Annotated in this window: 25 protein-coding genes; 13 read left to right on the top strand and 12 right to left on the bottom strand. The window is 66.8% G+C overall.

Annotation, left to right across the window (positions count from 1 at the left end; genetic code table 11):
* Position 1: 1 nt before the first annotated feature.
* From PUN51_RS14275 to PUN51_RS20750, 3 genes are read left to right on the top strand one after another with little or no spacing between them, the layout of a single operon-like run.
* Positions 2-991 carry a LacI family DNA-binding transcriptional regulator gene (locus PUN51_RS14275; RefSeq protein WP_370871796.1) on the top strand — a complete coding sequence of 330 codons (990 nt, stop codon included), beginning with the start codon at positions 2-4 and terminating at the stop codon, positions 989-991.
* Between the two features lie 34 nt (positions 992-1025).
* The gene (locus PUN51_RS14270) at positions 1026-2132 is read left to right on the top strand and encodes a GTP pyrophosphokinase (protein WP_275181385.1); all 1107 of its coding nucleotides are present in this window, start codon (positions 1026-1028) and stop codon (positions 2130-2132) included.
* A gap of 9 nt (positions 2133-2141) precedes the next feature.
* Positions 2142-3119 (top strand): hypothetical protein, encoded by a 978-nt coding sequence (locus PUN51_RS20750; RefSeq protein ID WP_275181384.1) that lies wholly within the window; start codon positions 2142-2144, stop codon positions 3117-3119.
* Between the two features lie 134 nt (positions 3120-3253).
* Here the strand turns inward: PUN51_RS20750 and PUN51_RS14260 are convergent, their stop codons facing one another.
* Entirely contained in the window at positions 3254-4033 is a 780-nt protein-coding gene (locus PUN51_RS14260; RefSeq protein WP_275181383.1) for an MBL fold metallo-hydrolase, read from the bottom strand.
* 197 nt (positions 4034-4230) lie between these two features.
* Here PUN51_RS14260 and PUN51_RS14255 point away from each other — a divergent pair, with 197 nt between their 5' ends.
* The 6 genes from PUN51_RS14255 to PUN51_RS14230 all read left to right on the top strand — a co-directional run bounded on the left by PUN51_RS14255 (position 4231) and on the right by PUN51_RS14230 (position 10151).
* The gene (locus PUN51_RS14255; protein WP_275181382.1) at positions 4231-5283 is read left to right on the top strand and encodes a D-2-hydroxyacid dehydrogenase; all 1053 of its coding nucleotides are present in this window, start codon (positions 4231-4233) and stop codon (positions 5281-5283) included.
* A 13-nt stretch (positions 5284-5296) separates the two neighbouring features.
* Positions 5297-6034, top strand: coding sequence for a fumarylacetoacetate hydrolase family protein (locus tag PUN51_RS14250; protein WP_275181381.1), 738 nt, complete (start codon positions 5297-5299; stop codon positions 6032-6034).
* A 90-nt stretch (positions 6035-6124) separates the two neighbouring features.
* A complete protein-coding gene (locus tag PUN51_RS14245; protein ID WP_159634744.1) occupies positions 6125-6922 on the top strand; it encodes an IclR family transcriptional regulator in 798 nt (265 codons plus the stop codon).
* A gap of 158 nt (positions 6923-7080) precedes the next feature.
* Complete coding sequence (locus PUN51_RS14240) at positions 7081-8430, top strand: MFS transporter (RefSeq protein WP_159634747.1); 1350 nt, start codon at positions 7081-7083, stop codon at positions 8428-8430.
* Positions 8427-9371 (top strand): NAD(P)-dependent oxidoreductase, encoded by a 945-nt coding sequence (locus tag PUN51_RS14235; protein WP_275181380.1) that lies wholly within the window; start codon positions 8427-8429, stop codon positions 9369-9371. The genes PUN51_RS14240 and PUN51_RS14235 overlap by 4 nt, the downstream gene beginning before the upstream one ends.
* Before the next feature lie 144 nt (positions 9372-9515).
* Positions 9516-10151, top strand: a complete 636-nt coding sequence (locus PUN51_RS14230; RefSeq protein ID WP_275181379.1) for a PAS and ANTAR domain-containing protein — start codon at positions 9516-9518, stop codon at positions 10149-10151.
* A gap of 21 nt (positions 10152-10172) precedes the next feature.
* On the opposite strand, the gene PUN51_RS14225 is transcribed toward PUN51_RS14230, so the two are convergent.
* Together PUN51_RS14225 and PUN51_RS14220 are read right to left on the bottom strand one after the other, a co-directional pair.
* Complete coding sequence (locus PUN51_RS14225; protein WP_275181378.1) at positions 10173-11195, bottom strand: sugar phosphate isomerase/epimerase family protein; 1023 nt, start codon at positions 11193-11195, stop codon at positions 10173-10175.
* 133 nt (positions 11196-11328) lie between these two features.
* A complete protein-coding gene (locus PUN51_RS14220) occupies positions 11329-11718 on the bottom strand; it encodes a CBU_0592 family membrane protein (protein WP_275181377.1) in 390 nt (129 codons plus the stop codon).
* Between the two features lie 256 nt (positions 11719-11974).
* Between PUN51_RS14220 and PUN51_RS14215 the strand changes: the two genes are divergently transcribed.
* The 3 genes from PUN51_RS14215 (at position 11975) to PUN51_RS14205 (ending at position 15321) form a co-directional block, all read left to right on the top strand.
* Complete coding sequence (locus PUN51_RS14215) at positions 11975-12424, top strand: helix-turn-helix transcriptional regulator (RefSeq protein WP_275181376.1); 450 nt, start codon at positions 11975-11977, stop codon at positions 12422-12424.
* Positions 12421-12840, top strand: a complete 420-nt coding sequence (locus PUN51_RS14210; protein WP_159634762.1) for a VOC family protein — start codon at positions 12421-12423, stop codon at positions 12838-12840. Before PUN51_RS14215 ends, PUN51_RS14210 begins: the two co-directional genes overlap by 4 nt.
* A gap of 111 nt (positions 12841-12951) precedes the next feature.
* A complete protein-coding gene (locus tag PUN51_RS14205; RefSeq protein WP_275181466.1) occupies positions 12952-15321 on the top strand; it encodes an excinuclease ABC subunit UvrA in 2370 nt (789 codons plus the stop codon).
* 32 nt (positions 15322-15353) lie between these two features.
* Here the strand turns inward: PUN51_RS14205 and PUN51_RS14200 are convergent, their stop codons facing one another.
* Positions 15354-16328: an alpha/beta hydrolase gene (locus PUN51_RS14200; protein WP_224024083.1), complete on the bottom strand. Its 975-nt coding sequence runs from the start codon at positions 16326-16328 to the stop codon at positions 15354-15356.
* Positions 16329-16389: 61 nt separating this feature from the next.
* Between PUN51_RS14200 and PUN51_RS14195 the strand changes: the two genes are divergently transcribed.
* Positions 16390-16962, top strand: coding sequence for an MOSC domain-containing protein (locus PUN51_RS14195; RefSeq protein ID WP_224024081.1), 573 nt, complete (start codon positions 16390-16392; stop codon positions 16960-16962).
* Positions 16963-17125: 163 nt separating this feature from the next.
* Here PUN51_RS14195 and PUN51_RS14190 read toward each other — a convergent pair whose 3' ends face one another.
* The 8 genes from PUN51_RS14190 to PUN51_RS14155 form a co-directional block, all read right to left on the bottom strand.
* Positions 17126-18106 carry a cyclase family protein gene (locus PUN51_RS14190; protein ID WP_224024079.1) on the bottom strand — a complete coding sequence of 327 codons (981 nt, stop codon included), beginning with the start codon at positions 18104-18106 and terminating at the stop codon, positions 17126-17128.
* Positions 18103-18360 (bottom strand): hypothetical protein, encoded by a 258-nt coding sequence (locus tag PUN51_RS14185; protein WP_224024077.1) that lies wholly within the window; start codon positions 18358-18360, stop codon positions 18103-18105. Before PUN51_RS14185 ends, PUN51_RS14190 begins: the two co-directional genes overlap by 4 nt.
* Positions 18361-18369: 9 nt before the next feature.
* A complete protein-coding gene (locus PUN51_RS14180; protein ID WP_224024075.1) occupies positions 18370-19707 on the bottom strand; it encodes a TRAP transporter large permease subunit in 1338 nt (445 codons plus the stop codon).
* A 79-nt stretch (positions 19708-19786) separates the two neighbouring features.
* Positions 19787-20566 carry an NAD(P)-dependent oxidoreductase gene (locus PUN51_RS14175; protein WP_159634813.1) on the bottom strand — a complete coding sequence of 260 codons (780 nt, stop codon included), beginning with the start codon at positions 20564-20566 and terminating at the stop codon, positions 19787-19789.
* Positions 20567-20611: 45 nt separating this feature from the next.
* Entirely contained in the window at positions 20612-21238 is a 627-nt protein-coding gene (locus tag PUN51_RS14170) for a methyltransferase (RefSeq protein ID WP_275181375.1), read from the bottom strand.
* Positions 21239-21264: 26 nt separating this feature from the next.
* Positions 21265-22272 (bottom strand): tripartite tricarboxylate transporter substrate binding protein, encoded by a 1008-nt coding sequence (locus PUN51_RS14165; protein ID WP_275181374.1) that lies wholly within the window; start codon positions 22270-22272, stop codon positions 21265-21267.
* Positions 22273-22321: 49 nt separating this feature from the next.
* On the bottom strand, positions 22322-23824 hold the full coding sequence (locus PUN51_RS14160) for a tripartite tricarboxylate transporter permease (protein ID WP_275181373.1): 1503 nt from the start codon (positions 23822-23824) through the stop codon (positions 22322-22324).
* Between the two features lie 2 nt (positions 23825-23826).
* On the bottom strand, positions 23827-24330 hold the full coding sequence (locus tag PUN51_RS14155) for a tripartite tricarboxylate transporter TctB family protein (protein ID WP_275181372.1): 504 nt from the start codon (positions 24328-24330) through the stop codon (positions 23827-23829).
* Positions 24331-24423 lie beyond the last annotated feature (93 nt).

Genomic DNA, 24423 nt, shown 5'->3' with positions numbered 1-24423 from the left:
GATGGTCGCTGCGCGGGCCGGCGTTTCGGTGGCCACGGTGTCGCTGGTGGCCAATGGCAAGACCGCCGGGCGCGTGGCCGAGGACAACATTTCCCGGGTGCGGGAGGCCATTGCGGAGCTGGGGTACGTGGTGGACGGGATCGGCAGTTCCCTGGCCAAGGGCGTCAGCTCGATTGTGATCCTGGTGGCGCCGGACATCTCCAACCCGTTCTTCGCCAAGGTGATCGCCGGGGTGCGGGAGTCGCTGGGCCCGCAGTACCAGCTGCTGCTGTCCGTCACGGAGGCCGGCGAATTTCCGGAGGCCGACGACGTCCGGCGCCTGATGTCCCTGCGGCCGGCAGGGCTGCTGGTGGATGCACCCAACGCCGGGTTCCTCGAAGACCTCGCGTCGCCGTCGCCCCTTGTCCTGCTTGATGCGCCGGGACTGGAGTCCTACGCGCCCTCCGTGAACCTGGATGTGGCCAGCGGGGCACGCCAGCTGGCGGCGCACCTGGCCGGCGCCGGGCACAGGGAAGCTGCCTATGTGGACAGCGTGACCGGCACCGAGACCTTTGCGGTCCGGCGTGCGGCGTTCCTGGAGGAGGCCGCCTCGCGCGGCATCACCGTCAGCCCGGAACGCATTATCAGCACCACCATCGACGTCGGTGCCGCGGCGGGCGCGTTCGCCGAAGCGTGGCCGGACTGGCAGCGCGCGGGGGTAACCGCCGTCGCCTGCGCCACCGACACCCACGCGTACGGGGTGCTGCAGGAAGCACGCGTCGCAGGGATCCGGATTCCCGGGGAGCTGGCCGTGGCCGGGTTCGACGACCTGCCCTATTCGGCCACCAGCAATCCGGGCCTGACCAGCGTGCACCTGCCTGCCACGGCCCTGGGCCAGAAGGCCGGGGAGCAGCTGCGCGGGCTCATGGAGGGGAAGTCGCTGGGGTCCGGCGGCGTCACCCTGGAGACCTCGCTGGTGGTGCGCGGCTCCACGTCGGCCGCCGCAACGTAGGCCTCCTGTCGGACCCCGGCCGTAAGCTGGGACCATGCCGAGTAACTGGGAAAGTCTGGACGCACCGCTGCGTGAGTCGGTGCAGCACAACGTGGAAATCTATGAGCGCGTCCGGCCTGCCCTGAAGCTGGTTACCCGTGATGTCCTGCTGGTTTTGCGGGACATGCTGAAGGACAGTGAGGTCACCCCGCTGTTCGTTACCGGCCGCACCAAGACCGTGGAATCCTTCAAGGAAAAGATCTCACGCACCGAGGAGCCGCTGGAGCCGGGCGGGCGGAGGCTCCTGAAATTTCCGGACCCGTTCCGCACGCTCAATGACATGGTGGGCATCCGGGTGATCACCAAGCTGCCGGCGGAGAACGCCGAGGTGGCCAACATCATCAAGCGCCAGCGGCAGCTTTTCGACTGCCGCGGCGACCGGGAAAAGGACATTGGTTCAATCGAGTCCGGCACCTATGGGTATTCCAGCCGGCACCTGATCCTGCGCACCATCCAGAATGAAGCCGTCAAGGAGTACCAGCAGGTTTTCAACCCGGACCTGCAGCCCAACGGCAGCTACTTTTTCGAGTGCCAGATCCGCACCATTTTCGCGCATGCGTGGAGCGAGATTGAGCACGATATCCGGTTCAAGGCCGAGGACCCCCGTGCCTGGACGCCGCACTTCGACCGGCAGTTCACCGCCACCGCCGCCATGCTGGAAACCGTGGAAACGGCCTTCTCGGACCTTCACGAAAGCTACGAGGAAGTCCGCGGCTACTGGGACATGGACGGCGAGGGTGCAGCCCCACTGACGCCCAACCGGATCCGGGACGTCTGGCGGACCCTGCTCCCGCACGTGGACCGCAAGGTGGACGACGACTGGGGCTGGGCTGCCGAGCTCCTCGCCGCGCATGGGCTCAACCAGACCATGCAACTGGCTGCACTGCTCAGCGCCAACCAGATCACGGAGGTCCGCAAGGCCCTGGACCACCGCTACTCCCCCGGCCCGGACCGGCTCCTGGACGACCTCCTCCTCTGGCAGTACGGCACCAAGCACATCGATCTCACGGCGGAAGAGCCCGACGCCGTCCCGCACCCGCGGCGCGACAGCCTCCTGCGGCGGCTGCGGCAGATTGAGCGGTACAGGATGACGAAGAAGTAGGGGCCGTTGGTGGAACCTGTGCGGCTGGTTCTGTCCGGCTTCGGTGCCGTGGGCCGCGCCTTCGTCGATGCTGTCCTGGAGCAGGGTCCCCTGTTGCAGCTTGCTGCCATCCGCGGTCACAGGACCGAAGTCTTCCTTGCGGCGGGTTCCGCTGTGCCGGCCCGTTCGTCATGGGACCAAATCGGGCCCATTGAGGAAACACTGTCCCGGACCGCCGCCACTGTCCTGGTCCAGGCCCTGCCATCCGCACCGGACGCTCACGCCCGTGCCCTGGAGGAAGCGGTTGCTGCCCTCCGGAGTGGGGTGGATGTAGTGACAGCAACCAAAAGCCACATCCTCAGCCACTGGCGGGACCTTGAGCGTGCCGCCGTCGATGGCGGGAGCCGCATCCGTATCTCGGGGGCCACCGGCGCCGCGCTTCCCACGGCGGACATGGCCCGCGTCGCGCTTCGGGGCATGGGCTGCAGCGCCGTCCGGGCCTGCCCCAACGGCACATCCACGTTCATTCTCGATGAGCTGTCCCGCGGTGCCGGGCTGGAGTCCGCGGTCCGGGAAGCGCAGCGCCGCGGCATCGCGGAGGCAGACCCTTCCGCGGACCTGTCCGGGAAGGATGCGGCCACAAAGGTGCGGCTTATCGCCGGGCTCCTCTGGAACTGGGACGTGTCCACCATGGCGGTGGAGGCGGAGCCCATCGACTCCTCCACGGCCGCCAGGGCACTGGAGGCCTCCGGGCAAGGCTTGCGTTTACGCGCCGTGGCGTCCGCCTCCCTGGAGCGGCCCATGATGGTCACGGTCCGCTTGGAAGCCGTGGCACCGGGGGACCCGCTTTTCGCCATTGCTGGACCGGAAAAGGCCATGGTCTTCAGGTGCCCGGACGCCGGGGACATCACCGCCCAGGGCGGCCGCTCCAGCCCGAAGGGGGCGGCACTGGCGATGCTGAAGGACGTACTCAACCTGTCCGGGTCAAACACCTCCGGGTTCCGGTAAACCAGCAGGTCACAGGGGAATCACGTCCAAAGCCGCGGGAGCGACAATTTCTCCGGTGTATCCCGCTTTTTCGGCCGCAGGCAGCACCATGGCCAGCCACACCTCCGGAGGCTGAACGGTGGGGGTGTAATGGCTCAGGACGAGCTTCCCGCCCCTGCAGCTGCGGATATGGCCGGCAGTTCAAGGACGCTGGAATGCGCTTCGAACAAGTGCTTGGTCAATTCGGCGGCCTGCGGCCCGGGAAGACCGGCAGCGATTCTCTCAACCGCGGAGTTGTCCTGTGTCTCGTGGACCAGAACGTCGCAGTCCTTGGCGAGGGCAATCAGGTTTGCGTCATGGGCGGCAGTGTCGCCGGAAAAGACCACCACCTTGCCCGTGCGTTTAATGGTGAACCGGTACGCATAGGAGTCCGCCACTTCCGGGCCGTGGAACACCCTGGTTGCGGCCACCACCACGTTCTCATCCTCCATGACGGGAGTGATGGTGCCATCAGCAGGCAGTTCGACGTCCTGGCCTTCGACCGCCGGAAACGGGCCAAAACCGCCACCCGCCTGGCACAGGGAGATGTCGTCCTCGAAGCCGGCCAGGAGGTTCCTTGCCTTGGCATTGGTCCCGGGCGGTCCCCACAGGTCAAGGAACGACAGCGGCGGCCGGGCCGTCCACCCGTGCAGCAGCAGCCCCGGCAGCCCCGACGTGTGGTCGAAGTGATGGTGGGTAATAAAGACGCTCCGGACCGGGCCGAAGCCGAGCCCCGAGTGGACCAGCTGCCGTGCACTGTCCAGCCCACAATCCACCAGGTAGACAGCATTGTTGACTACCAGCGCGAGGGCGGGCTGGGCCTCGCCGGGCGCGATGACAGGTCCGCCGTTGACCCCCAGCATGACAAGCCTGTCTTCATGGTCCTTTGAATCCAAAACGTGCCCCCTAAGACGTTGTGACAGTGACGTCGGGGACCCAACTGACTGCCGGCAAACCCGATGACTTCCAAGAATCAGCCAGGAAGCGTCGGGGGGAGCAGGCTGATGTCATTCGTTGAAAAACTAATCGAAGTAAAGGAACCATGTGTTACCAGATGTTCAATATGTCGAACATCACCCAGTATGCTGTACGCATGACTTCCACCAAGACCGTGGCCATCGCTGTCCCGCTCGAAGCAGAGCTTGTGGACCAGATCCGCGCCGTTGACCCCGCCGTCACCGTCCTTTACGAGCCCGGCCTCCTGCCGCCGGAACGCTTCCCCGCCGACCACGCAGGGGATCCGGCCTTCAAACGGTCGGCTGAACAGGAAGAGCGCTACTGGGCAATGCTCAACAGCGCCGAGGTGCTGTACGGCTTCCCCAACGAGAGCCCTGATGGCCTGGCGCGCATCGCCCGGGAAAACCCGCGATTGCAGTGGGTCCACGCGATGGCGGCCGGGGCGGGCGGAGCGGTCAAGGCGTCGGGCCTGAGCCAGGACGTCCTGCAGAAGTTCAAGATCACCACCTCCGCCGGGGTCCATGCCCTGCCCCTCGCAGAGTTCGCAGCGATGGGAATCCTCAACGGCTTCAAGCGCAGCGCCGAACTTGCCCAGGACCAGGCCGTGAAGGCCTGGCCCAGCCTCCGGGTCCCCACCCGACTGGTCAATGGATCCAACCTGGTCATCAGCGGCCTCGGCGAAATCGGACTGGAAACCGCCCGGATCGCCAACGCACTGGGAATGAAGGTCAGCGGCACCAAGCGGACCGTGGAGCCCATCGACGGAATCGACCAGGTTGTGGACAACGCCGGGCTTCCCGCCCTCCTGGCCACGGCAGACGCCGTCGTCAACACCTTGCCCGGCACCGCCTACACGGAAAAGCTGTTCAACCGGGACCTGTTCGCCGCCATGAAGCCCGGGACCACCTTCGTCAACGTGGGCCGCGGAACCGTGGTGGACGAGGAGGCGCTGCTGGAGGCCCTGGACAACGGCCAGGTGGGCTACGCCTGCCTTGACGTCTTCGCCGTGGAACCACTGCCGCAGGACAGCCCCCTGTGGAACCATCCCAAGGTCATGGTCTCGCCGCACACCTCAGCCCTCAGCGCCGCCGAGAACCGCCTCATCACCGAACGGTTCTGCAGCAACCTCCGGACGTTCCTCGACGGCGGGGACCTCCCCCACCTCGTGGACACGGTCCACTTCTACTAGGACGGGCAGAGAAGTGCGCATCGCCAGAATCCAAACAGCAGCAGGCCCGCAGCACGCCGTTGAAAGCGACGGCACCTGGCACCACATCATCGACCCCTTTGAGGAAACCCTCCGTTACACCGGCGGCGCCACCACCCACAGGGAGGCAACATTCCTCGCCCCGGTGACGCCCGCCGTCGTCCTGGGCATTGGCCACAACCGGACCTTGAACGACCACCCACTGCCCATCCAGGCGTGGCACAAGTCCGTCCACACCGTCGCCGGACCCGGCGACACCATCACCGCGGTCCGCGGCAAAGGCACGGTCAATGCCGAGGGTGAACTCGCCGTCGTGATCGGCAGGACAGCCGCCAGCCTGACCGCGGAGAACGCCCTGGACCATGTCCTGGGCTACACCTGCGTCAACGACGTCACCAACGTGGACCAGAACGCGGTGGACGAGCGGAACTTCCAGGGCAAGTCCGGCGTCAACTACACTCCCCTGGGCCCCTGGATGGAAACCCAACTCCCGGATCCCGAGAAAGTGGCCATCGACGTCTACGTCAACGGGACAGCCAAGGCCACCTCCGGGACCTTCAACCTCCCCTCCACAGTGGTGGACTGCCTCGTCTACGTCACTTCCTGGCTCACCCTGGAACCCGGCGACGTGGTGATGACCGGAGCGCCCGCCACAGTGGTACCCGTCGAGCCCGGGGACCGGGTGGAGATCGCCGTGGAGGGCATCGGGACCCTGGGCAGCCCGGTGGCCTGACGGCGCCGTGAACCGCCGCGGCCCTTATGATGGATTGCGTTCAGTTGACTGAACGGAACCGCAGTCTGCCCTGGCGACCTAAGGAGAATCATGGCCGATTCCCACATCCCCGCTTCATCCGACAAAGCGGGAGCCACCTCGCCGGCGCCGGCCGTCACCCGGGCAGCAGCCGTCCTGGATGCCCTTGCCGCCTCGGCCACCGGCCGCCTCACCCTGAGTGACCTCTCGCGCGAAGTGGGAATCCCCAAGTCCTCCACCTCCAACCTCCTGCTGGCGCTGGAGGAGGCCCGCCTGATCAGCCGGCAGGGCTCGGAGTTCACGCTGGGCCGCAAGCTGGTGGAACTGGGCGCCGCGTATCTCGGCCGGATGGATGAGGTACAGGAGTTCTACCGCTACTGCGAGCAGGCCTCCGTCCTGTCCCGCGAAACGGTGCGGATCGCCATGCTGGATGGCACCAACGTCATTTACCTGGCCCGGTATGAGGGCCACCCCGCCGTGCGGCTCACATCCAACATCGGCGACAAGATGCCGGTGTCCCTGTGCGCCGTGGGCAAGGCCCTGATCGCGCGGCTGCGTGACCATGACCTGGAGGAAATGTTCCCGGATGACGCCGAACTGCCGGTGCTCACCCCCAAATCCCTGCGCACCGGCGCGGAACTGAAGGCGCAGCTGAAGGAGATCCGCGAGCAGGGCTTTGCCTTCGAGGACGAGGAATCCACCACAGGCGTGGTGTGCCTCGCCGTCTCCGTCCCCACCCGCGGCGCCCACGGTCCCAGCCTGGGCCTGTCCGTGACAGCCCTCAAGGCCACTTACACGCCGGAGCAGGGCTCCCAAATGGTCAAGGAACTGCAGGAACTGGCCCACTCCCTGGGCAACCCGATGGGCTAGGCCCGGGCCCGCCCAGCGGCTTTCCGTAACTCAAAACCAAAAACTGTTGCCAGTTGTTCAGCTTGCTGTATTGTGTTCAGCATAGTGATCGACACAACAGGTGTTGCCGCTATCCCACCAGGCCAACGGGGGCCTGGAGTGCATTAGAGGGAGTTTTCGTGACAACTCGTACTAACTCACCGCAGGCCACCACGGACGGCGCCGTCGTCGATCCGGACCAGCTGCGAAGGGCAACACTTGCCAGCTCCGTAGGGTCCGCCCTGGAGTACTACGACTTCTACATCTACGGCCTGGCCTCGGCCCTGATCTTCGGACCACTGTTCTTCGCCCCGCTGGGCGAGAGCGGAGCCGTTATCGCCTCCTTCGCCACGTACGGCGTCGGCTTCGCGGCACGGCCCTTCGGCGGCGTGGTCTTCGGCCACATCGGCGACCGCTTCGGCCGCAAGATGGTGCTCATCCTGACCATCGGCCTGATGGGCCTCTCCAGCTGCGCCATCGGCCTCCTGCCCACCTTCGACCAGGCGGGAATGCTGGGGGCGGTGCTCCTGGTGACGCTGCGCATCCTTCAGGGCCTGGGCGCCGGCGCCGAGCAGGCAGGCGCCACCACCCTCATCTCCGAGGTGGCCCCGCGCCGTCGTCGTGGTTTCTTCGCTTCCCTGCCGTTCGTGGGCATCCAGCTGGGCACCCTCCTGGGCGCCGGCACCTTTGCCCTGATGGCCCTGGCGGACAAGCAGGTCCTGCAGGGCTGGCTCTGGCGCGTTCCGTTCCTGGCCAGCATCATCCTGATCGCGATTGCCGTCTTCATCAGGCTCCGGCTCAAGGAGACCCCGGTCTTCCAGGAACTGGAGAAGCACAAGGCCGTGGTCAAGAATCCGGTGGGCCAGATCTGGAAGCACTCCAAGAAGAACGTGCTGGTGGGCATTGGCCTCCGCATGGGCGAGAACGGCAACTCGTCCATCTACTCCGCGCTGCTGGTGTCCTTCATCAGCATGCCGGCCGGCGTCTTTCCCGGCGACAAGTTCATCGGCCCCACCGGCCTGCTGATTGCCGCGGGCTTCGCAGCGGTGCTGGTTGTTGCCTTCGGCGCCTTGTCCGACCGCTTTGGCCGGGTTCCCGTGTACCGCTACGGCGCGCTCTTCCAGGCCGTCATCGCCCTGCCGGCGTTCTACCTGGTGACGCTCGGCAACGTGGCCCTGGTCTGGGTGGTCATGGTGGTGGGCATCGCCTTGGGCGTGCAGTCCATGCTTGGCCCGCAGTGCGCCCTGCTCCCGGAACTCTTCGGCTCGCAGCACCGCTTCACCGGCGTGGCCCTGAGCCGTGAACTTTCGGCCGTGCTCGCGGGCGGCTTCGCCCCGATGATCGGCGTCGCGCTGCTGGCGGCCACCAACCACTCCTGGCTGGTACCCGCGCTCTACTCGCTGGTCCTGGCGGCTATCTCGTTCGCCACCACCTTCTTCACCCCGGAAACCAACGGTCGCGACCTGGTGCTCGTGGAGGATGCCAAGTGACCATCGGCAACGCCGCCCCGACGGACCCTGCGCCCAAAAGTGCGGGGTTCGTCGGGCTGGGGCTGATGGGAGCGCCGATGGCCGCCAACCTGCTCACGGCAGGGTGGAACGTCACGGGCTGGAACCGCTCCCCCGGCGCCGTCCGCGACCTCGAGGCGCTGGGCGGGAACGCCGCCAGCCACGTTGCGGACCTTCGGGACGAGCCCGTCATCATCTTCATGCTCCCCGACCTCCCCTTCATTGAAGAGGCTGCGGCGGGGCTCCTGGAGGCGTGGCGGGCGGCGCCGCCCGCACCGGGAACACTCGTTGTGGTGATGAGCAGCGTGTCGCCGGTTGCGGTGCGGGCCTTCGGGCTCGCTGTTGCGGATGCCAGCGGCGGAAGTGCCTCGGTGCTTGATGCCCCGGTCAGCGGCGGCACGGTCGGCGCGCAGCGGGGAACCCTGGCCATCATGGCCGGCGGTTCCCCGGAAGACTTCAGCCGGGCCCTCCCGGCTTTGGAGGCAATGGGGACCTCCGTCCGCCGGCTGGGTGACCTGGGTGCCGGCTCGCTGGCCAAGGCGTGCAACCAACTGATCGTGGGAACCACGACGGCGGCACTCGCCGAGGCTGCCGAGCTTGCGGAACGCTCCGGGCTGAATGTGGAAGCCCTCTTTGAGGTCCTGTCCGGCGGCCTCGCCGCCAGCAGGGTGCTGGAGGTGGTGGGCCCCCGGCTCGCGGCAAAGGATTACACGCCGACAGGGCCGGCGAAGTTCATGCACAAGGACCTGTCCTTCGTGCTGGAAAGCGCCGCCACTGCCCGCACCGCCGCACCCATGGCTTCCGCCGGCGTCGACCTGTACGCGGAACTGGTGGCGCAGGGCCTGGGCGACCAGGACCTGGCCGTGGTGCGGGAGGCGATCGCCACCCTGGGCGCCGCCTCCCCGGAGGAGTCTCCGCACTAAGTCCGCTGTTCGCCTGGCCCTGCTGAACGGCGCTGCCTGACCCGCCCAGGCCTGCGGTCCAGACCGCGGGAGCTCTGCTATATTCTGGTGTTTTCAGGCCTGGGCGCAGGGGAGCCGGGCTACAGCACATCGAACGGCCCTTTATTGAAACCAAGCAGCAGGCACCCAGATTCCGCGCAGGGTAACGTCCAGCACACCGATTTCCTCAACTGCCCCACCGGATTCGTTGAGTACTACTTCGCGGACGGCGTCTTCCGCTGGTCGGACGGGCTGTACCGCATCTACGGGTACGAACGGGGCGAGGTGGTCCCGACCATGGAGATGGTGCTTCCCCACGTCGAGCCCGAAGACCGGCCAAGGGTGCAGGCCTACTGGGACCATGTGTCCACCCAGGGCGGACCGTCATCCATGTACCTGTCCATCCGGGACCGCAAGGACCACCAGCACAAGCTGCTCTACTCCGCCGACTACATCATGGACGGAGACACCCCGATCGGCGTCTGGGGCGTGGTGGTGGACCTCACGACGTCAATCCACACGGACCGGCACCAGCTCGCCACCGAGGCGGTGGCGGCGTCGGCGCTCAACCGGGCTGTCATTGAACAGGCCAAGGGCGTCCTGATGGGCCGCACCAGTGTCACCGCCGACCAGGCCTACGAGCTCATCAGCCAGCTGAGCCAGGACACAAACCGCAAGGTCTACGCTGTTGCCCAGGACATCGTGGACCGTGCCACCGTCCGCGCCGGCGATCCGGACGCGCAAAGCCATCCCCTGCTGTAACCGCAGGGAAGAACAGGCCTTCTACGCCGAAGTGGAGGCCAGCGACTCCCGCAGTGCCGCGTCCGCGTCACGCAGGACTTTCGCAGCTACCTGAAGGCCCTCGATCCGGCCGAGTGAAACGTCCTCGTGCTCGATGTTGACCAGCATCTCCGGGTCCACTTCGTGCAGGGCGCGCAGGAACTCCGTCCAGTAGGCGGTGTCATGGCCGCGGCCCAGGGCCACGAAGTCCCAGGCGGAGTGCCGTGGCCACTCGTTGGCCCATTCGTCACCGCCCAGGTTGGTACGGTTCTCGTCCGGGGACAGCCGGCGGAAGCTGTTGTCCAGGACCCCGTACAGTGCGGCATTTTCCTTGTTGATGCGGACGTCCTTGGCGGCAGCCTGGAATACCAGGGGGCCCAGTTCGCGGACCACGGCCACCGGGTCCATCTGCTGCCAGAAGAGGTGGCTGGCGTCCAGTTCCACACCCACGTGCGTGGCGCCCGTGAGCCCGATCAGCTTCCGGACGTCGGCGGTGTTGAACACCAGGTTCTGCGGGTGCAGTTCAAGGGCCACCTTGACCTCGAGCTCGCGCGCCAGCTGGTCGATCTCTTTCCAGAACTCCGCCGCAATCTCCCACTGGTAGTCCAGGACGTCCAGTGCGGCCGAGTTCCAGGCGTTGACGATCCAGTTGGGAACGGTCGCCCCGGGCTCGCCGCCGGGCAGGCCGGACATGGTGACCACGCGGGTCTGGCCCAGCCGGTGCGCCAGCCTGATGGAGCGGCGGATGTCCCCGGCATGCTTCTCCCCGATCTCCGGATTGGGGTGCAACGGGTTGCCGTTGCAGTTCAGCCCCGCAATGGAAACGCCGGTCCCTTCAAATAGCGCCAGGTAGTCATCACGCGCCGCGTCACTTTCCAGGATCTGGTCAAAGGTGGGAACGTGCACCGGGGGAAGGAAGCCGCCGGTATTGATCTCGATTCCCGTCAGGCCCAGGTTGGCGATGACCGTCAGCGCCTCGGGCAGTGGACGGTCATGCAGGATCGCGTTGTAGACACCAAGCCTCATGGGGTTCTCTCCTTTGAAAGGCCACTCCTGATAATGGAGCGCTCTAACAAGGTATGAGAGACAATTTGTCCTGTCAATAGGTCTTTTGGGCGGGAGCCTTAAAGCGCCTGCGGCGCGGACCGCCGTCGTTGGCCTAGACGGCCAGCCGGGGCCCGTCCGCCAGGACGGGTGCGGAACCGACCACGGGCAGGGCATCGGTGAACGCCTCAACGACGGCCAGCTGGCCAGTGGAGTCCGGGACGCCGGGGTACTGGACATGCGCAACCTCGGCCGGCTCGGCGGCAGCTTCCTCCGACCGCATGCGGACCAGCGCCACCGCAGAGATCAGGAACCAGGCAACATTGGTGACCACTGACGGCCAGGCGCCGTGCAGGGTTCCATTGATGATGAAGGCGACAGAGCCAAAGAGGTTGGCGGTCTGGAAGCCCTTGCCGGCCTTCAGCCACCCCATGGAAACAGACAGGTATGCACTGAGAATCGCAACAGCGCCTGCCCAGCCGGCAATTTCCCACAGCAGTTCCATGGCGTCCTTCCAAGGTGGTGCCTGCGCAGTATCAGGGCAGGGCTCAAGAGGTGGTTCAAGGTTGGGTTTCGCCGGATGCCGTTCCGTGGAACCTGCATCATCCAGCTCTGCGTTGACTCGAGCCCTGTTCGGGCGAGGACCTCTTACGCTGGCCGGCGGCATAATCATATCCCGCGCGCGGACGCCCAAATTACGGCCGATACGTGATACTCCCCACGTCTGGACAAGGCCCGCGCGGCGTAGCACGATCGAAGCTGTGACCAGCAGTCCCGCACCCGATCCCTACCTCCGTGAACTCACCCAGCTGAGGCGCGTCAAAGACCGGATGGACCGCGAATATGCCCAGCCGCTGGACGTCGAATCCCTTGCCAGGGATGTCCATATGTCGGCCGGCCATTTCAGCCGCCGCTTCAAGCTTGCCTACGGCGAATCCCCGTACAGCTACCTCATGACCCGCAGGATCGAACGGGCCATGGCGCTGCTCCGCAAAGGCGGCCTCAGCGTCACCGAGGTGTGCTTCGCCGTCGGCTGTTCCTCGCTGGGCACCTTCAGCACCCGCTTCAGTGAACTGGTGGGCATGCCGCCGAGTGTCTACAAACAGGAGGCAGCGGAGTCGACGGCGGGGATCCCGGCCTGCGTAGCGAAACAGGTCACCAGACCGGTCAGGAATCGAGAAGCGCCGGCCCGTGAGCCGTCACTAGCATGACTGCCATGGACATCAACATTTCTTCCACCTTCCTTCCCGCCACCGATCCGGACGCGTCCCTTGCCTTTTACCGGGACGCGCTCGGCTTCGAAATCCGCAACGACGTGGGCCGAGGCACCATGCGGTGGATCACCGTGGGCCCCGCCGGCCAAAAGGACGTCTCCATCGTCCTGCACCCGCCGGCAGTGGACCCCGGCATCACCGAGGACGAGCGCCGCACCATCACCGAGATGATGGCCAAAGGCACCTACGCCACCATCGTCCTCTCCTCCCCCGACGTGGACGCCGCGTTCGCCAAGGTGGAGGCAACCGGGGCCGACGTGGTCCAGGAACCCATCGACCAGCCGTACGGCATCCGCGACTGCGCCTTCCGCGACCCGGCCGGCAACACGGTCCGCATCAACCAGCAACCCTAGGCATATAAACAAGCACGTATATAACGGACGACGCCGGAACGGGGCTGCCAGCGCAGCTCCGTTCCGGCGCCGCTCCAGGAAGAGGGGGACACCTTGAGCACGGAAGCAGACATGGAAACCAGGCAGGCGGCGCACGTAGCCGACAGCCACGACCTGATCCGGGTCCAAGGCGCCCGGGAGAACAACCTGAAGGACGTGAGCCTGGAGCTGCCCAAGCGCCGGCTGACCGCGTTTACGGGTGTTTCCGGCTCCGGCAAGAGCTCGCTGGTGTTCGCCACCATCGCCGCCGAGTCGCAGCGGATGATCAACGAAACCTACAGCGCCTTTGTCCAGGGGTTCATGCCCAGCCTGGCCCGACCGGACGTGGACCGGCTGGAGGGCCTGACCACGGCGATCATCGTGGACCAGGAGCGGATGGGTGCCAACCCGCGCTCCACTGTGGGCACGGCCACCGACGCCAACGCCATGCTGCGGATCCTGTTCAGCCGCCTGGGCAAGCCCTATGTCGGCCCGCCCACGGCCTTCTCCTTCAACGTGCCCACCCGCAAGGCCAGCGGCATCATGAGCACGGAGAAGGGCGGCCGGGTGGAGAAGAACGTGGTCCGCCAGGTCACCTACCTGGGCGGCATGTGCCCGCGCTGCGAGGGCATGGGGAACATCAGCGACATCGACCGGACGGCCCTCTACGACGAGTCAAAGTCCCTTTCCGAAGGCGCGCTCACTGTTCCCGGCTACTCCATGGATGGCTGGTACGGCCGCCTGTTCGAGGGCATGGGCCTGCCCATGGACAAACCGATCGGCAAGTTCACGGCGAAGCAACTGGACACGATGCTGTACGCCGAGCCCACCAAGATCAAGGTGGAAGGCGTCAACCTCACGTTCGAAGGGGTCATCCCCAAGATCCAGAAGTCCATGCTCTCCAAGGACGTGGAGGCCATGCAGCCGCATGTGAAGCGGTTTGTGGAGCGCGCAGTCACGTTCGCCACCTGCCCGGACTGCGGCGGAACGCGGCTCACGCCGGAGGTGCTCAACTCGCGGATCAACGGCAAGAACATCGCGGACTTGTGCACCATGCAGATCAGCGACCTGGCGCAGTGGATCCGCATGCTGGACGAGCCCTCGGTCCGGCCGTTGCTCGCCGGGCTCCGGGACCTGCTGGACTCGTTTGCCGAGATCGGCCTGGGCTACCTCTCACTGGACCGCCCGGCCGGCACCCTCTCCGGCGGCGAGGCACAGCGGACCAAGATGATCCGCCATTTGGGCTCCTCCCTCACGGATGTCACCTACGTTTTCGACGAACCCAGCATCGGCCTGCACCCGCACGACATCGAGCGGATGAACACGCTCCTGCTGCAGCTGCGGGACAAAGGCAACACCGTCCTGGTGGTGGAGCACAAACCGGAGATGATCGCCATCGCCGACCACGTCGTCGACCTCGGTCCCAAGGCCGGCACCGGCGGCGGCGAGATCGTCTACGAGGGCAACGTGGACGGGCTGCGTTCCAGCGGCACCATCACCGGGCGCCACCTGGACGACCGCGCCCGCCTCAAGGAGTCCTTCCGGAACGCTACGGGCGCCCTGGAGGTCCGGGGCGCGTCGACGAACAACCTGCAGGACGTCGACGTCGATGTGCCGCTGGGCGTGCTCTGCGTGGTGACGGGCGTGGCCGGGTCCGGCAAGAGCTCCCTGATCCACGGCTCGCTGGCAAAGCGCGAAGGCGTGGTCGTCATCGACCAGGGTGCCATCAAGGGCTCACGGCGGAGCAATCCGGCCACCTACACGGGGCTCCTCGAGCCCATCCGGAAGGCATTCGCCAAGGCCAACGGTGTGAAGCCGGCGCTGTTCAGCTCGAACTCCGAGGGCGCGTGCCCCACCTGCAACGGCGCCGGGGTGATCTTCACCGAACTGGGCGTCATGGCCACGGTGGAGTCCACCTGCGAGGACTGCGAGGGCCGCCGCTTCCAGCCCGCCGTCCTCGAATACACCCTGGGCGGCCAGAACATCGCGGACGTCCTGGACATGTCCGTGGATGCGGCACTGGCGTACTTTGCCGGGGGCGAGGCCAAAACGCCCGCCGCGCACAAGGTCCTGGAACGCCTGGCGGACGTGGGCCTGGGCTACATTTCACTGGGCCAGCCGCTGACCACGCTGTCCGGCGGCGAGCGCCAGCGGCTCAAGCTGGCCACCCAGATGGCGGAGTCCGGGGACGTCTACATCCTGGATGAGCCCACGGTGGGGCTGCACCTGGCGGACGTGGAACAGCTGTTAGGGCTGCTGGACCGGCTGGTGGATTCCGGGAAGTCCGTGATCGTCATTGAGCACCACCAGGCGGTGATGGCGCACGGTGACTGGATCATCGACATCGGTCCGGGAGCAGGGCACGACGGCGGCAGGATCGTCTTCGAGGGCACCCCGGCTGACCTGGTGGCCGGCCGGGCCACGCTTACCGGCCAGCATCTGGCCGCGTACGTCGGTGCGTAAAGCGGGCGGCTGGGCCTACTTAGGACGCTGCGTCAGCGGCTTCCCGGCAGCTGGCCCAGGAAGCTGACGGTGGCGGCGCCAATCTGCTGCTGCGCGGCGCTGCGGCTGATGCCGGGCTCGCCGTCGCCGGGTTGATCACCGTAGTCGCCGAAGAACGCGTGCACTCCGCCCTGGACGGCGGCGAACTCAGTATCCGGAGGCAGGAGTTCCCGGGAGGCCTGGATCTTGTCCGGCGTGCTGAGACCGTCCTTGGTCCCGGAGACGGACAGGACGGAAAGGCCGGTCCGTCCCCGCAGCGATTCCACCGGGTAGGAGGCGTACAGCACCAGGCCGGTGATGTCGGTGTTCGCCAGGGCGAATGACGATGCGGACACCCCGCCCAGGGAGTGGCCGCCCACCGCCCACGTAGCGATGTCCGGGTTGTCCTCGATGGCGCTGCGGGCCTGGTTGCCGTCCAGCAGGCTGAGCCCGAGCGGTTCCTTCAGGATGACCACCCGGTACCCGGCACCGACCGCGGGAGCCAGGACGTCCTGGTAGGCCCGGGCATCAACGCGTGCTCCCGGGTAGAAGACGAGCCCCTTGGTGGTTCTGGCTGCGTCGGGCGCCATGGTGATGGCGGTGTCCGTTTCGGTGACGGTGAGGTCCGACGCAGGCCCGGCCTCCGCCGTCGGGCCCGGCTGATAGGCGAAGGGGTTGAGCCAGGCGAGCCCGGCGGCGAGGGCCAGGACGGCCAGCCTGCCGGCCCACGCGCCGATGGCCCGGACGCGGGAGCGGGGCCGGGGCACATCGCGGCGGAGCCAGAGCAGGGCTGCCCAGGCTGCACCGGCGGCTGCCGCGGCCAGCAGGATGCACGGCAGCAGCGGGTGGCCGCCCAGGACGGCGGGGTTGCCTGCCAGCATCCACAGCGCAACTCCGGTCAGGGCGGCGGCGCACCCTGCCGATGCCCAGAACAGGGCCGTCCGTTTCCTGGGCGGCGCACTGGCTTGGCCGGCCGGTGAAGTCTTCATGGTTCCTGATCCTTCCATCCGGCGGCAGGATTTCAATGCCGGGCTGGCCTACGCTGGCCGTATGCCCGAAATGTTCCGGTACGACGTCGAGATCCTGCACCTGCTGGTATCCCCCGCGCATGCTTACTTTGGCCGAGCCCGGGACGGCGCCGCCGACGTTCCCACCACTGATGCTCCGCAGGCTGAGGTGGTGGCCGGCAAGGGCATCGTGGGCGACCGGTTCTTCGGCAAGGCCGCGCACATGGATGCTGCGGTGACCCTGTTCGCCGTCGAGTCCCTCGAGGCCATCGCCGCAGAGTTGGGCTCGGCGCCGTTCGATCCGCTGCTGACCCGCCGGAACGTGGTGCTGCGCGGGGCCCAGCTGGCCCCACTGTTGGGGCAGGACTTCGTGCTGGAATCCGGCGGCTCCTCGGTGGCCCTGCACGGCGGGCGGCACGCCCAGCCGTGCGCATGGATGAACGAAATGCTCGCCCCCGGCGCCCATCCGGCCATGCGTGGCCGCGGGGGCATCCGCTGCCGGGCCGTCTCCAGCGGCTTCCTGCACCGGGGTCCTGCCGTGCTGGTCAGCCCTGTGCCGCTGGACCCTGCCCGGGCAGGCGAGGCCAGCGTCCTGCGGCCGTCCCGGCTGCCCTAGCAGGCCCTGCCCTAGGACGCCCCGGCAGGACGTAAGACGGACGACGGCGTCACGCACGGCACGCTTTCGGCCCACCCGGGGCGGGGAAGCCCCGGAAACCCGGGATCCCGCCGTCGTGCGCTGCCTGAAAGCCTGCCCGGCGTGACGCTATCCCGCCTTCAGCTCACATGATGGCGGTGGCGTTGGCCGGGGATCCGGTGCCGCCGGTAATGTTCAGCGGCTTGATGCTGATGAACGCGTCCCACCTGCCCGAGCTGCGCATGTGCCGAGCCAGCGGGCCGAGCCGCCACAGCTCGCCCAGGGGCATGCCGAGCTTGGCCAGGAGCTGCTGGTGCATCATGCCGTGGTCGTTGACCGCGGACTCCCGGTAGGGGCTTCCCGGGACCGCGGGGAGGCACTCGAAGGCAAAGTTGTCGGCGGCGATCACGGCAAACCGGCTGTCCCACGCCCAGGCCACGAACTCCTGCGACTGCGCCACGCCTGTTGCCTTCCGGCTTTCACGGAGCCGCTGTTTCGCCTCCGGGTCCAGGGCGAGGAACCATTCGCACCACCCGGTGTGGAGCATCAGAATGTCGCCGGGACAGGTGGCCAGGGACTGGGACTCCATGGCCGCGTGGATCAGGTCGAAGCCCAGCGGTTCCCCGGCTGCGTGGTCGATGGGCTGGCCCATGCCGTTCCGGAAGCCCTCGAGGTCCACCAGCACGCCCCGGCCGGCGATGGGGTGCTCGGCCCATTCCTGGACCCCCAGGTCCGGGGTGCCTTCAGTGACCCGGTGGTCCGGGACGCCGTTGTAGAACCCCACGTCATCGGCCCGGCGGTGCCGGAGCCCGTCAATCTGCGTCGACCCCTGGAGGTAATAGCCGTCAAGGTAGTCATCGCGGTGGGCGGGATGGGAGGAGTAGATGGTGTGCCGGGGTGCTCCGCGCTTGAGCGACATCCCCGGATCAAAGGCGTCGGCGGGATAGTCCAGGCCGAACACGGTACCGGTGCGGATGCTGTTCCTGGCTTCCAGGACGGCCGCGGGGGTGATGAAGGACGGTGTACCCCTGTCGGGCTCCGGAAAGAGGCCCCAGGATGTTCCCGCCAGGTCGCCCTCCCTCGCCAGGAGTTCCGCGTAAGTGGGAAACGTTCCGTGGGCAGTCATCGGGTGGTGGCTTCCTGTTTCTGCCCGGCCTCTTTCCCGGGCCGCCCGTAGCTGAGCAGGAAGCCGGCCACCGCGCACACCGATGCGGCTATGCAGAGGGGCGGTTTGATGACGTTGTTGAAGAACTGGAGCCAGCCGTTTTGCCCGGCCACGAGGCCCGCGGCCTGCCCGGCAACGAACAGGACGCCGCCGATGAGGAGGACTGCGAGGGTGAGGGTGAAGACGGTTCCGGTGATCCTGCGCGGTGTGTTCATGGTGGTTCCTTAGATCGGCAGGACGCCGAGGATGATCAGCACGCCGATGACCAGCAGGGGCAGCGCATAGTGGGTGAGCAGGCGGGCGAAGGTCTTGAGGGGGTTGACGTCCGCGATGCCGCAGGCAACATAGAGCGGCGCGCCCCCGGGCGGGACCGCCGCCTCGCAGGAGGAGAACACCAGGACAGCCACGGCAGCGGTGGTGGCCGGAACACCGGCCGCAACGAGGGCTGCGACACCGACCGTTCCGACGGCGGCCATGGTGGCTGTAGCGGACAGCGGGGCCGCGACCGCGATGACAATCAGCCCGATCAGGATGGCGAGCAGCCAGAGGGGAAGGTTCATCCCGTTCAGCAGGGCGGTCATTTGCTTGGGAAGGCCCGTGGCGGCGAGGGCATTGGCTCCGGCGAAGGCGAAGAGCACCGTAACGCCCACGATGCCGAACCGCGGGGCCGAACCGTGCAGCAGGTTTCCCCAGTCGCGGCCGGTGCGGGGCAGTTTCTTCCGGCCCAGCAGGGCACCCGTAATGAGGAGGACCACCGGGATCCACACGATCACGCTGACGGACTTGCTGACATCCCCACCGGTCCAGTCGGAGAGCGCCGAGGTGAGGAACCCTGAGGTGATCACCAACGGGACGGCGACGACGACGAACAGCAGGAGCGTGGCCCACCCCTGGCCGAACGCAGCCCGTACAGGCAGGCGGTGGGCGGCATCGAGCGGTGCCATTCCGCTTTTCCTGATGAGCATCCAGGTGACGATGAGCCGGTGCAGGAAGCACCACAGGCCGCCGAACAGCAGGGGAAGGACCAGGGCGTTGATATCCAGCAGGGGCCCCACCGTAGCGGAGCCTACGAGGACGAACATGGAGGCGCTGAACGGGAAGGTGATGCCCATCCCGGCGTTCCCGGCCACGAGGGTTGCGGCAGCAGGCTTGTCCAGCTTGGATTTTTCCATCCAGGGAATGGTCACCGAGCCCACCGTTGCGGCGATGGCTGCCTGGTTGTGGACCACTCCGCCCAGGCCTGCCGAGGCCACGGTGGAGACCCACGCCGGACCGCCCTTCACCCCGCCGATCAGCGAGTTCAGCAGGTCGATCAACCGGTCCAGGACGCCGCCCTTATCCAGCAGGTAGCCCATGAAGACGAACGCCATGGTGGCGTAGACAATCTCGTCGGTCGCTGCCGAGTAGAACGCTGACCAACCCACCTGTGCCGCGGCGGCCCCGGTAAACGGCAGGACCACCAGGAAGCCCAGGATCATGGCCTCCCCCACGCTGCGCTTGATTGCAGTCGTCCAAAGCAGGATCACGGCAAGGTAGGCGCCCAGTGCCCAGATGCCGATCATGCTGCTGCTCCTAATAACGGAATGCTTGTTGCTGTTGAAATCACGTATTTCCCGTTCCTGATTGTGCCCTGCTGCGCGGTCAGCGCAAGGCCGGTTCCGCGTTCTGGGCCATCCGGGCGAGGGCTGCGGCGGAGGCGGTGGTCATCTCGGCCGGGACACCGAGGTCCGAGAGGTAGCTGGCGGTGTCCTGCATTTCCTTGGAGCGGCGGACGGCGTGCTTGGCGCTTCCGGTGAGGAACCTGTCGATGACAGCCTGGCCGTCCCCTGCCAGTTGGTTCGCGATCTGGCCGCGGATCCAGTCCTCCAGGCCGGCTGCCTTGCCGGCCGTGACCGCTTCCACCACCACGGACGCCAGGCCCTTCATGAGAACGCTGCGCAGCAGTTTGTGGGCCATCGCAGCCCCAGGCTCGCCGTCGGCGATTTCCACCTGCACGCCGAGGGGACGCAGCAGGCCGGCAACAGCCTGGGCGCCGGGGCCGCTCACCATCAGCGGCGTCTTTTCCCCCAGCGCGGAGACGGGGCCAAGGATGGCGACGTCGGCAAAGCCGGCCTTGCTGGGCAGCTGTCCGAGTTCCTGCATGACGCCCGGGGAGGAGGATGTGAAGTCGGCGTAGACGCTGCCGTCACCCAGGACCGGCAGGCATTCCTGCGCCACCTTACGGGCAGCTGCCGCACCGGTCATCACCAGGACGATGTCTGCCCCGGCACACGCTTCGGCCGCCGTGGCCATCCGAGTGACGCCTTCCGGGGTGGTGGGGGCCACGGGGTCGAACCCGGTGACCTGGTGGCCCGCAGCTGCGAGCGCTGCGGCATAGGTGGCTCCGGCTTCGCCGAGGCCAATGACGGTGCAAGCTGTCATGGTTTTGCTCTGTTCCTTCTGGTGACGTTCTGGTGGGGGTGCGGTTCAGTTGCGGGCGGCGACGATGGCCTGGCGGCGGCCGGTTTCGTCCGCGAACACCGCTTCGGCGGCTTCGGCGACGGCGGCGGCCTGCTCCCGGGGGACAACCACCACGCCGTCGGAGTCACCGACAATGACATCGCCGGGCAGGACGGGGACGCCGCCGAAGGCTACGGCGGTTCCCAGCCTGAACGGGCCGTCCTTGTAGGGGCCGGCGGGCGAAGTAGCCCGGGCGAAGACGGGCATGCCGATCTCACCCAGCGCCTCGGCGTCGCGCGCTGCTCCGTCCAGCGCGAAGCCCGCGACGCCGAGGTTGATGGCGCGCTCCCCGATCAGTTCACCCAGGAGGGCGCGGGATTCATCGGCGCCGCCGGCGACCACAATGACGTCTCCCGGACGGGCCAGCTGCAGGGCGGCATGGATTCCCTTGTTGTCGCCGGGACGGGTCCACACGGTGAACGCCGGTCCGGCGAGCTTCGCACCGGGCCACACGGCCTGGATGGCGGAGTCCGCGACGCCGAGCCGGTCCATGGCGTCACCGATATTGGCGGCGGGCAGCTTGGCGAGCCGGTCCACGGTTCCCTGGTCGGGGCGGGCAAAGTCGGCGCTGGTGTCAATGGCTGGAGTTGTCATGGTCGGTTCCTTAGGGGATTGAGACGTCAGTCTTTTTTCTGGACCATCGGAAGGACCTTCTTGAAGTCGTCTTCCTGGCCTGCCCAGAACTTCTGGTAGTCGGTGCCGTTGAGGTAGCTGGTCTGCAGGCCCAGGTCCTTCATCTTCTGCACCACGGCGGGGTCCTCGATGGCCTTCTCGATGGCGGCTTCGAGCTTCTTGGCAACGTCAGCAGGGAGCCCTGCGGGCGCGGAGTAGCCGCGGGCGGTGCCGGCGGTCAGGTCGTAGCCGGATTCCTTGAACGTGGGGATGTCCGGCAGCGAGGGTGCGCGGTCCCCGGACATGACGCCCAGGACCCGTGCCTTGCCCTGCTTGCTGAGGTCGTTTACGTCGCTGACGTTGGCCACCAGGACGTCCACGTGCTTGCCCAGGAATGCGGTGGTGGCCTGCGAGGCCCCCTCGGAGAAGTGGACCGGCGCGAACTCCGAGCCGGTGCTTTCCTGGATCTGGGCCAGGGCGAAGTGTTCGCCGGTCTGGATCCCGGTGGTGCTGGCGGTGAGTGACTTCGGCTTGGCCTTGACCGCTTCCAGCAGCTCTTTCAGGGTCTGGTACGGGCTGTCCGGCTGGACGGCGATAACGGTGGGGTCGATGACCTGCCGGCCCAGCGGCTGGAAGCTGTCCCTGGTGTACTTCGCTCCGCGCGCCGGGTCCAGGGGTGAGACCACCACCGAGGGGGATCCGGTGGCGCCGATGGTGTAGCCGTCCGGCTTGGCACTGGTCAGGGCGGTGTAGCCGATCTGGCCGCCGGCACCGGGCTTGTTGATGACCTCAACGTTGGTGCCGAGTTCCTTTTCGAGGACCGGCTGGATGAGCCTGGCGGCGGTGTCCACGGCGCCGCCCGACGAGAAGGCGACAATCAGGTCGATTGACTTGCCCTTTTTGGGGAAGTCGCCTGCGGCTGCGGCGGAGTTGCTGGCTCCGGCGTTGGCGCCGCAGCCGGTGAGGGCGAGCAGGGACGCCGCTGCGACTGCTGCAATGATCTTGTTGCGTGACATGGTTCTTCTCCTTTGAAGCGGTGCGGGAAATGCGGGTTGTGGCGGGGAGTCAGGCTTCCGGGTCCTCCATGAGGGCCCTGGGTTTGCGGAGTTTGAGCAGGGGGCTGCAGATGATGAGCAGGCCAAGGCCGATCAGCACGGCGGAGATGGGACGGCTGGTGAAGACGGTGAAGTCGCCCTGGGAGATTTCCAGCGATTCGCGCAGGGAGCGTTCCATCAGCGGGCCCAGCACCAGGGTGAGCACCATCGGGGCCAGCGGGATGTCGAGGTTCCGCAGTGCCAGGCCCAGGAGGCCGAAGCCGATCATGACGTAGACATCGAAGACGCTGAAGTTGATGGTGTAGGCCCCGATGACCATGAACACGAGGATCACTGCGGTCAGGATCGGGGTGGGCACGCGGAGGATGGAGGTCCACAGCCCCACCAGCGGGACGTTCAGCAGCAGCAGGAGGACGTTTCCGATGAAGAGGCTGGCGATGATGGCCCAGGCGATCTCCGAGTGTTCGGTGAACAGGCTGGGTCCCGGGGTGAGGCCCTGCTGCAGGAACGCGCCCATCAGCACGGCGATGGTGGGTGATGCGGGGATTCCCAGGGTGAACAGCGGGATGAGGGCAGCGTTGGCGTGGGCATTGTTGGCGGTCTCCGGACCGGCCACGCCTTCAACGGCGCCCTTGCCGAGTTGGTGGCGGAACCGCGAGAACCTCTTTTCCGTGGCGTAGGAAAGGAGCGAGGACACGGAGCCGGTCATGCCGGGAATGAGGCCCAGCCCGAAACCGACGCCAGTCCCGCGGGCCATGGCGGGTGCACTGCGGCGCCATTCCGTCCTGGATGGGAACAGCTGCCGGAAACCTGGCGCATGCACCACCGGGGTGGGCTCGTTCCGGCGGAAGGAGAGGATTTCGGAGAGCCCGAAGACGCCGACGATGACGGCAACGAAGCTGACCCCGTCCATCAGGTTGTCGATGCCAAAGGTAAAGCGCGGCGCTCCGGCCACGGGATCGATGCCCACCATGGAGATCAGCAGGCCCAGGGCGCCGGAGATCAGGGCCTTGACCATGGACTTTCCCGCCAGGGCGACCAGCAGCGAGATGCCCACCACCATGAGCGCGAAGAACTCGGGCGGCCCCACCAGCAGGCCCATCTCGCCGAGCGGTTTCGCGGCGGCGACCAGGCCAACGGTGGCGATCGTACCGCCGATGAAGGAGCCGACGGCGGCCAGCGTCAGCGCCGCACCAGCCCTCCCCATTTTTGTCATGGCATAGCCGTCGATGGTGGTGATGGCCGAGGAGGCTTCGCCGGGAGTGTTCAGCAGGACGCTGGTGATGGTTCCGCCGTACTGGGTGCCGTAGAAGATGGCACACAGCATGATGATGGACCCGGCTGGGTCGAGGTTGAGCGTCAGCGGGATCAGCAGGGCCACGCCCGCGACGGGTCCGACGCCGGGCAGGACGCCGATGATGGTGCCGAGCAGGCAGCCGAGGAAGGCAAACAGCAGGTTTTGCCAGGTCATGGCGGTGGCAAAGCCGCCGAGCAGTTCGTTGAGGGTTTCCATGCCTAGAGTCCGATCAGGTTCAGCGGAGTAAATGCCGATACGGGAAGGGCCACGTTCAGGCCGTAGTTGAAGGCGTAGAAAGCGCCGACGCTTCCCGCCAGGGCGATGATCAGTGAGGGCACCCAGGCCCGGCGTCCCCGGATTTTCAGGTGGTAGAGCAGGAACGCGAACATGCTCAGCTGGAAGCCCAGCAGGTCCATCACGGACGCCAGGATGACCAGGCTGGCCACGACGGAGATGACCACACCCTTGTCCACACCCTCGCCCCTGGCGCTGGGCCGGCGGAGTTCCTGCAGGAGCCAGACGGCCGACATGGCCACCAGGAGGGCGCCCATCGCGAAGGGGAACATTCCGGCGCCGGGGCCCAGGGATGTCCAGAGCCCCAGGCTGAGCGAGCTGACCAGGACAAAGCCGCCGACGGCGGCGAAGGCACTGATCCCCGCCAGCACACCGGGCGCGATCCGGACGGTGCTCCCTGCTTTTGTCGTGACTGACTCCGTTGTCATGGGTTTCCTTTTCACAGCGCGTCATTGCGTTTCATAGAATGAAACTATATTGCGTACTGAGAAATAGTGACAGGAGACACAGATACTGTCAAG

The sequence above is a fragment of the Arthrobacter sp. NQ4 genome (assembly GCF_029077345.1).
Lineage (GTDB): Bacteria > Actinomycetota > Actinomycetes > Actinomycetales > Micrococcaceae > Arthrobacter.
Note: the sequence above shows the minus strand (reverse complement) of the source record. Positions and strands in the feature narration are given on the sequence as shown.

Excerpts from the sequence above, each read along its gene's own strand:
- PUN51_RS14275 (WP_370871796.1), top strand. The coding sequence starts at position 2 with ATGGTCGCTGCGCGGGCCGGCGTTTCGGTGGCCACGGTGTCGCTGGTG.
- PUN51_RS14270 (WP_275181385.1), top strand. The coding sequence starts at position 1,026 with ATGCCGAGTAACTGGGAAAGTCTGGACGCACCGCTGCGTGAGTCGGTG.
- PUN51_RS14255 (WP_275181382.1), top strand. The coding sequence starts at position 4,231 with ATGACTTCCACCAAGACCGTGGCCATCGCTGTCCCGCTCGAAGCAGAG.
- PUN51_RS14245 (WP_159634744.1), top strand. The coding sequence starts at position 6,125 with ATGGCCGATTCCCACATCCCCGCTTCATCCGACAAAGCGGGAGCCACC.
- PUN51_RS14225 (WP_275181378.1), bottom strand. The coding sequence starts at position 11,195 with ATGAGGCTTGGTGTCTACAACGCGATCCTGCATGACCGTCCACTGCCC.
- PUN51_RS14220 (WP_275181377.1), bottom strand. The coding sequence starts at position 11,718 with ATGGAACTGCTGTGGGAAATTGCCGGCTGGGCAGGCGCTGTTGCGATT.
- PUN51_RS14210 (WP_159634762.1), top strand. The coding sequence starts at position 12,421 with ATGACTGCCATGGACATCAACATTTCTTCCACCTTCCTTCCCGCCACC.
- PUN51_RS14205 (WP_275181466.1), top strand. The coding sequence starts at position 12,952 with ATGGAAACCAGGCAGGCGGCGCACGTAGCCGACAGCCACGACCTGATC.
- PUN51_RS14200 (WP_224024083.1), bottom strand. The coding sequence starts at position 16,328 with ATGAAGACTTCACCGGCCGGCCAAGCCAGTGCGCCGCCCAGGAAACGG.
- PUN51_RS14195 (WP_224024081.1), top strand. The coding sequence starts at position 16,390 with ATGCCCGAAATGTTCCGGTACGACGTCGAGATCCTGCACCTGCTGGTA.
- PUN51_RS14190 (WP_224024079.1), bottom strand. The coding sequence starts at position 18,106 with ATGACTGCCCACGGAACGTTTCCCACTTACGCGGAACTCCTGGCGAGG.
- PUN51_RS14185 (WP_224024077.1), bottom strand. The coding sequence starts at position 18,360 with ATGAACACACCGCGCAGGATCACCGGAACCGTCTTCACCCTCACCCTC.
- PUN51_RS14180 (WP_224024075.1), bottom strand. The coding sequence starts at position 19,707 with ATGATCGGCATCTGGGCACTGGGCGCCTACCTTGCCGTGATCCTGCTT.
- PUN51_RS14175 (WP_159634813.1), bottom strand. The coding sequence starts at position 20,566 with ATGACAGCTTGCACCGTCATTGGCCTCGGCGAAGCCGGAGCCACCTAT.
- PUN51_RS14170 (WP_275181375.1), bottom strand. The coding sequence starts at position 21,238 with ATGACAACTCCAGCCATTGACACCAGCGCCGACTTTGCCCGCCCCGAC.
- PUN51_RS14165 (WP_275181374.1), bottom strand. The coding sequence starts at position 22,272 with ATGTCACGCAACAAGATCATTGCAGCAGTCGCAGCGGCGTCCCTGCTC.
- PUN51_RS14160 (WP_275181373.1), bottom strand. The coding sequence starts at position 23,824 with ATGGAAACCCTCAACGAACTGCTCGGCGGCTTTGCCACCGCCATGACC.
- PUN51_RS14155 (WP_275181372.1), bottom strand. The coding sequence starts at position 24,330 with ATGACAACGGAGTCAGTCACGACAAAAGCAGGGAGCACCGTCCGGATC.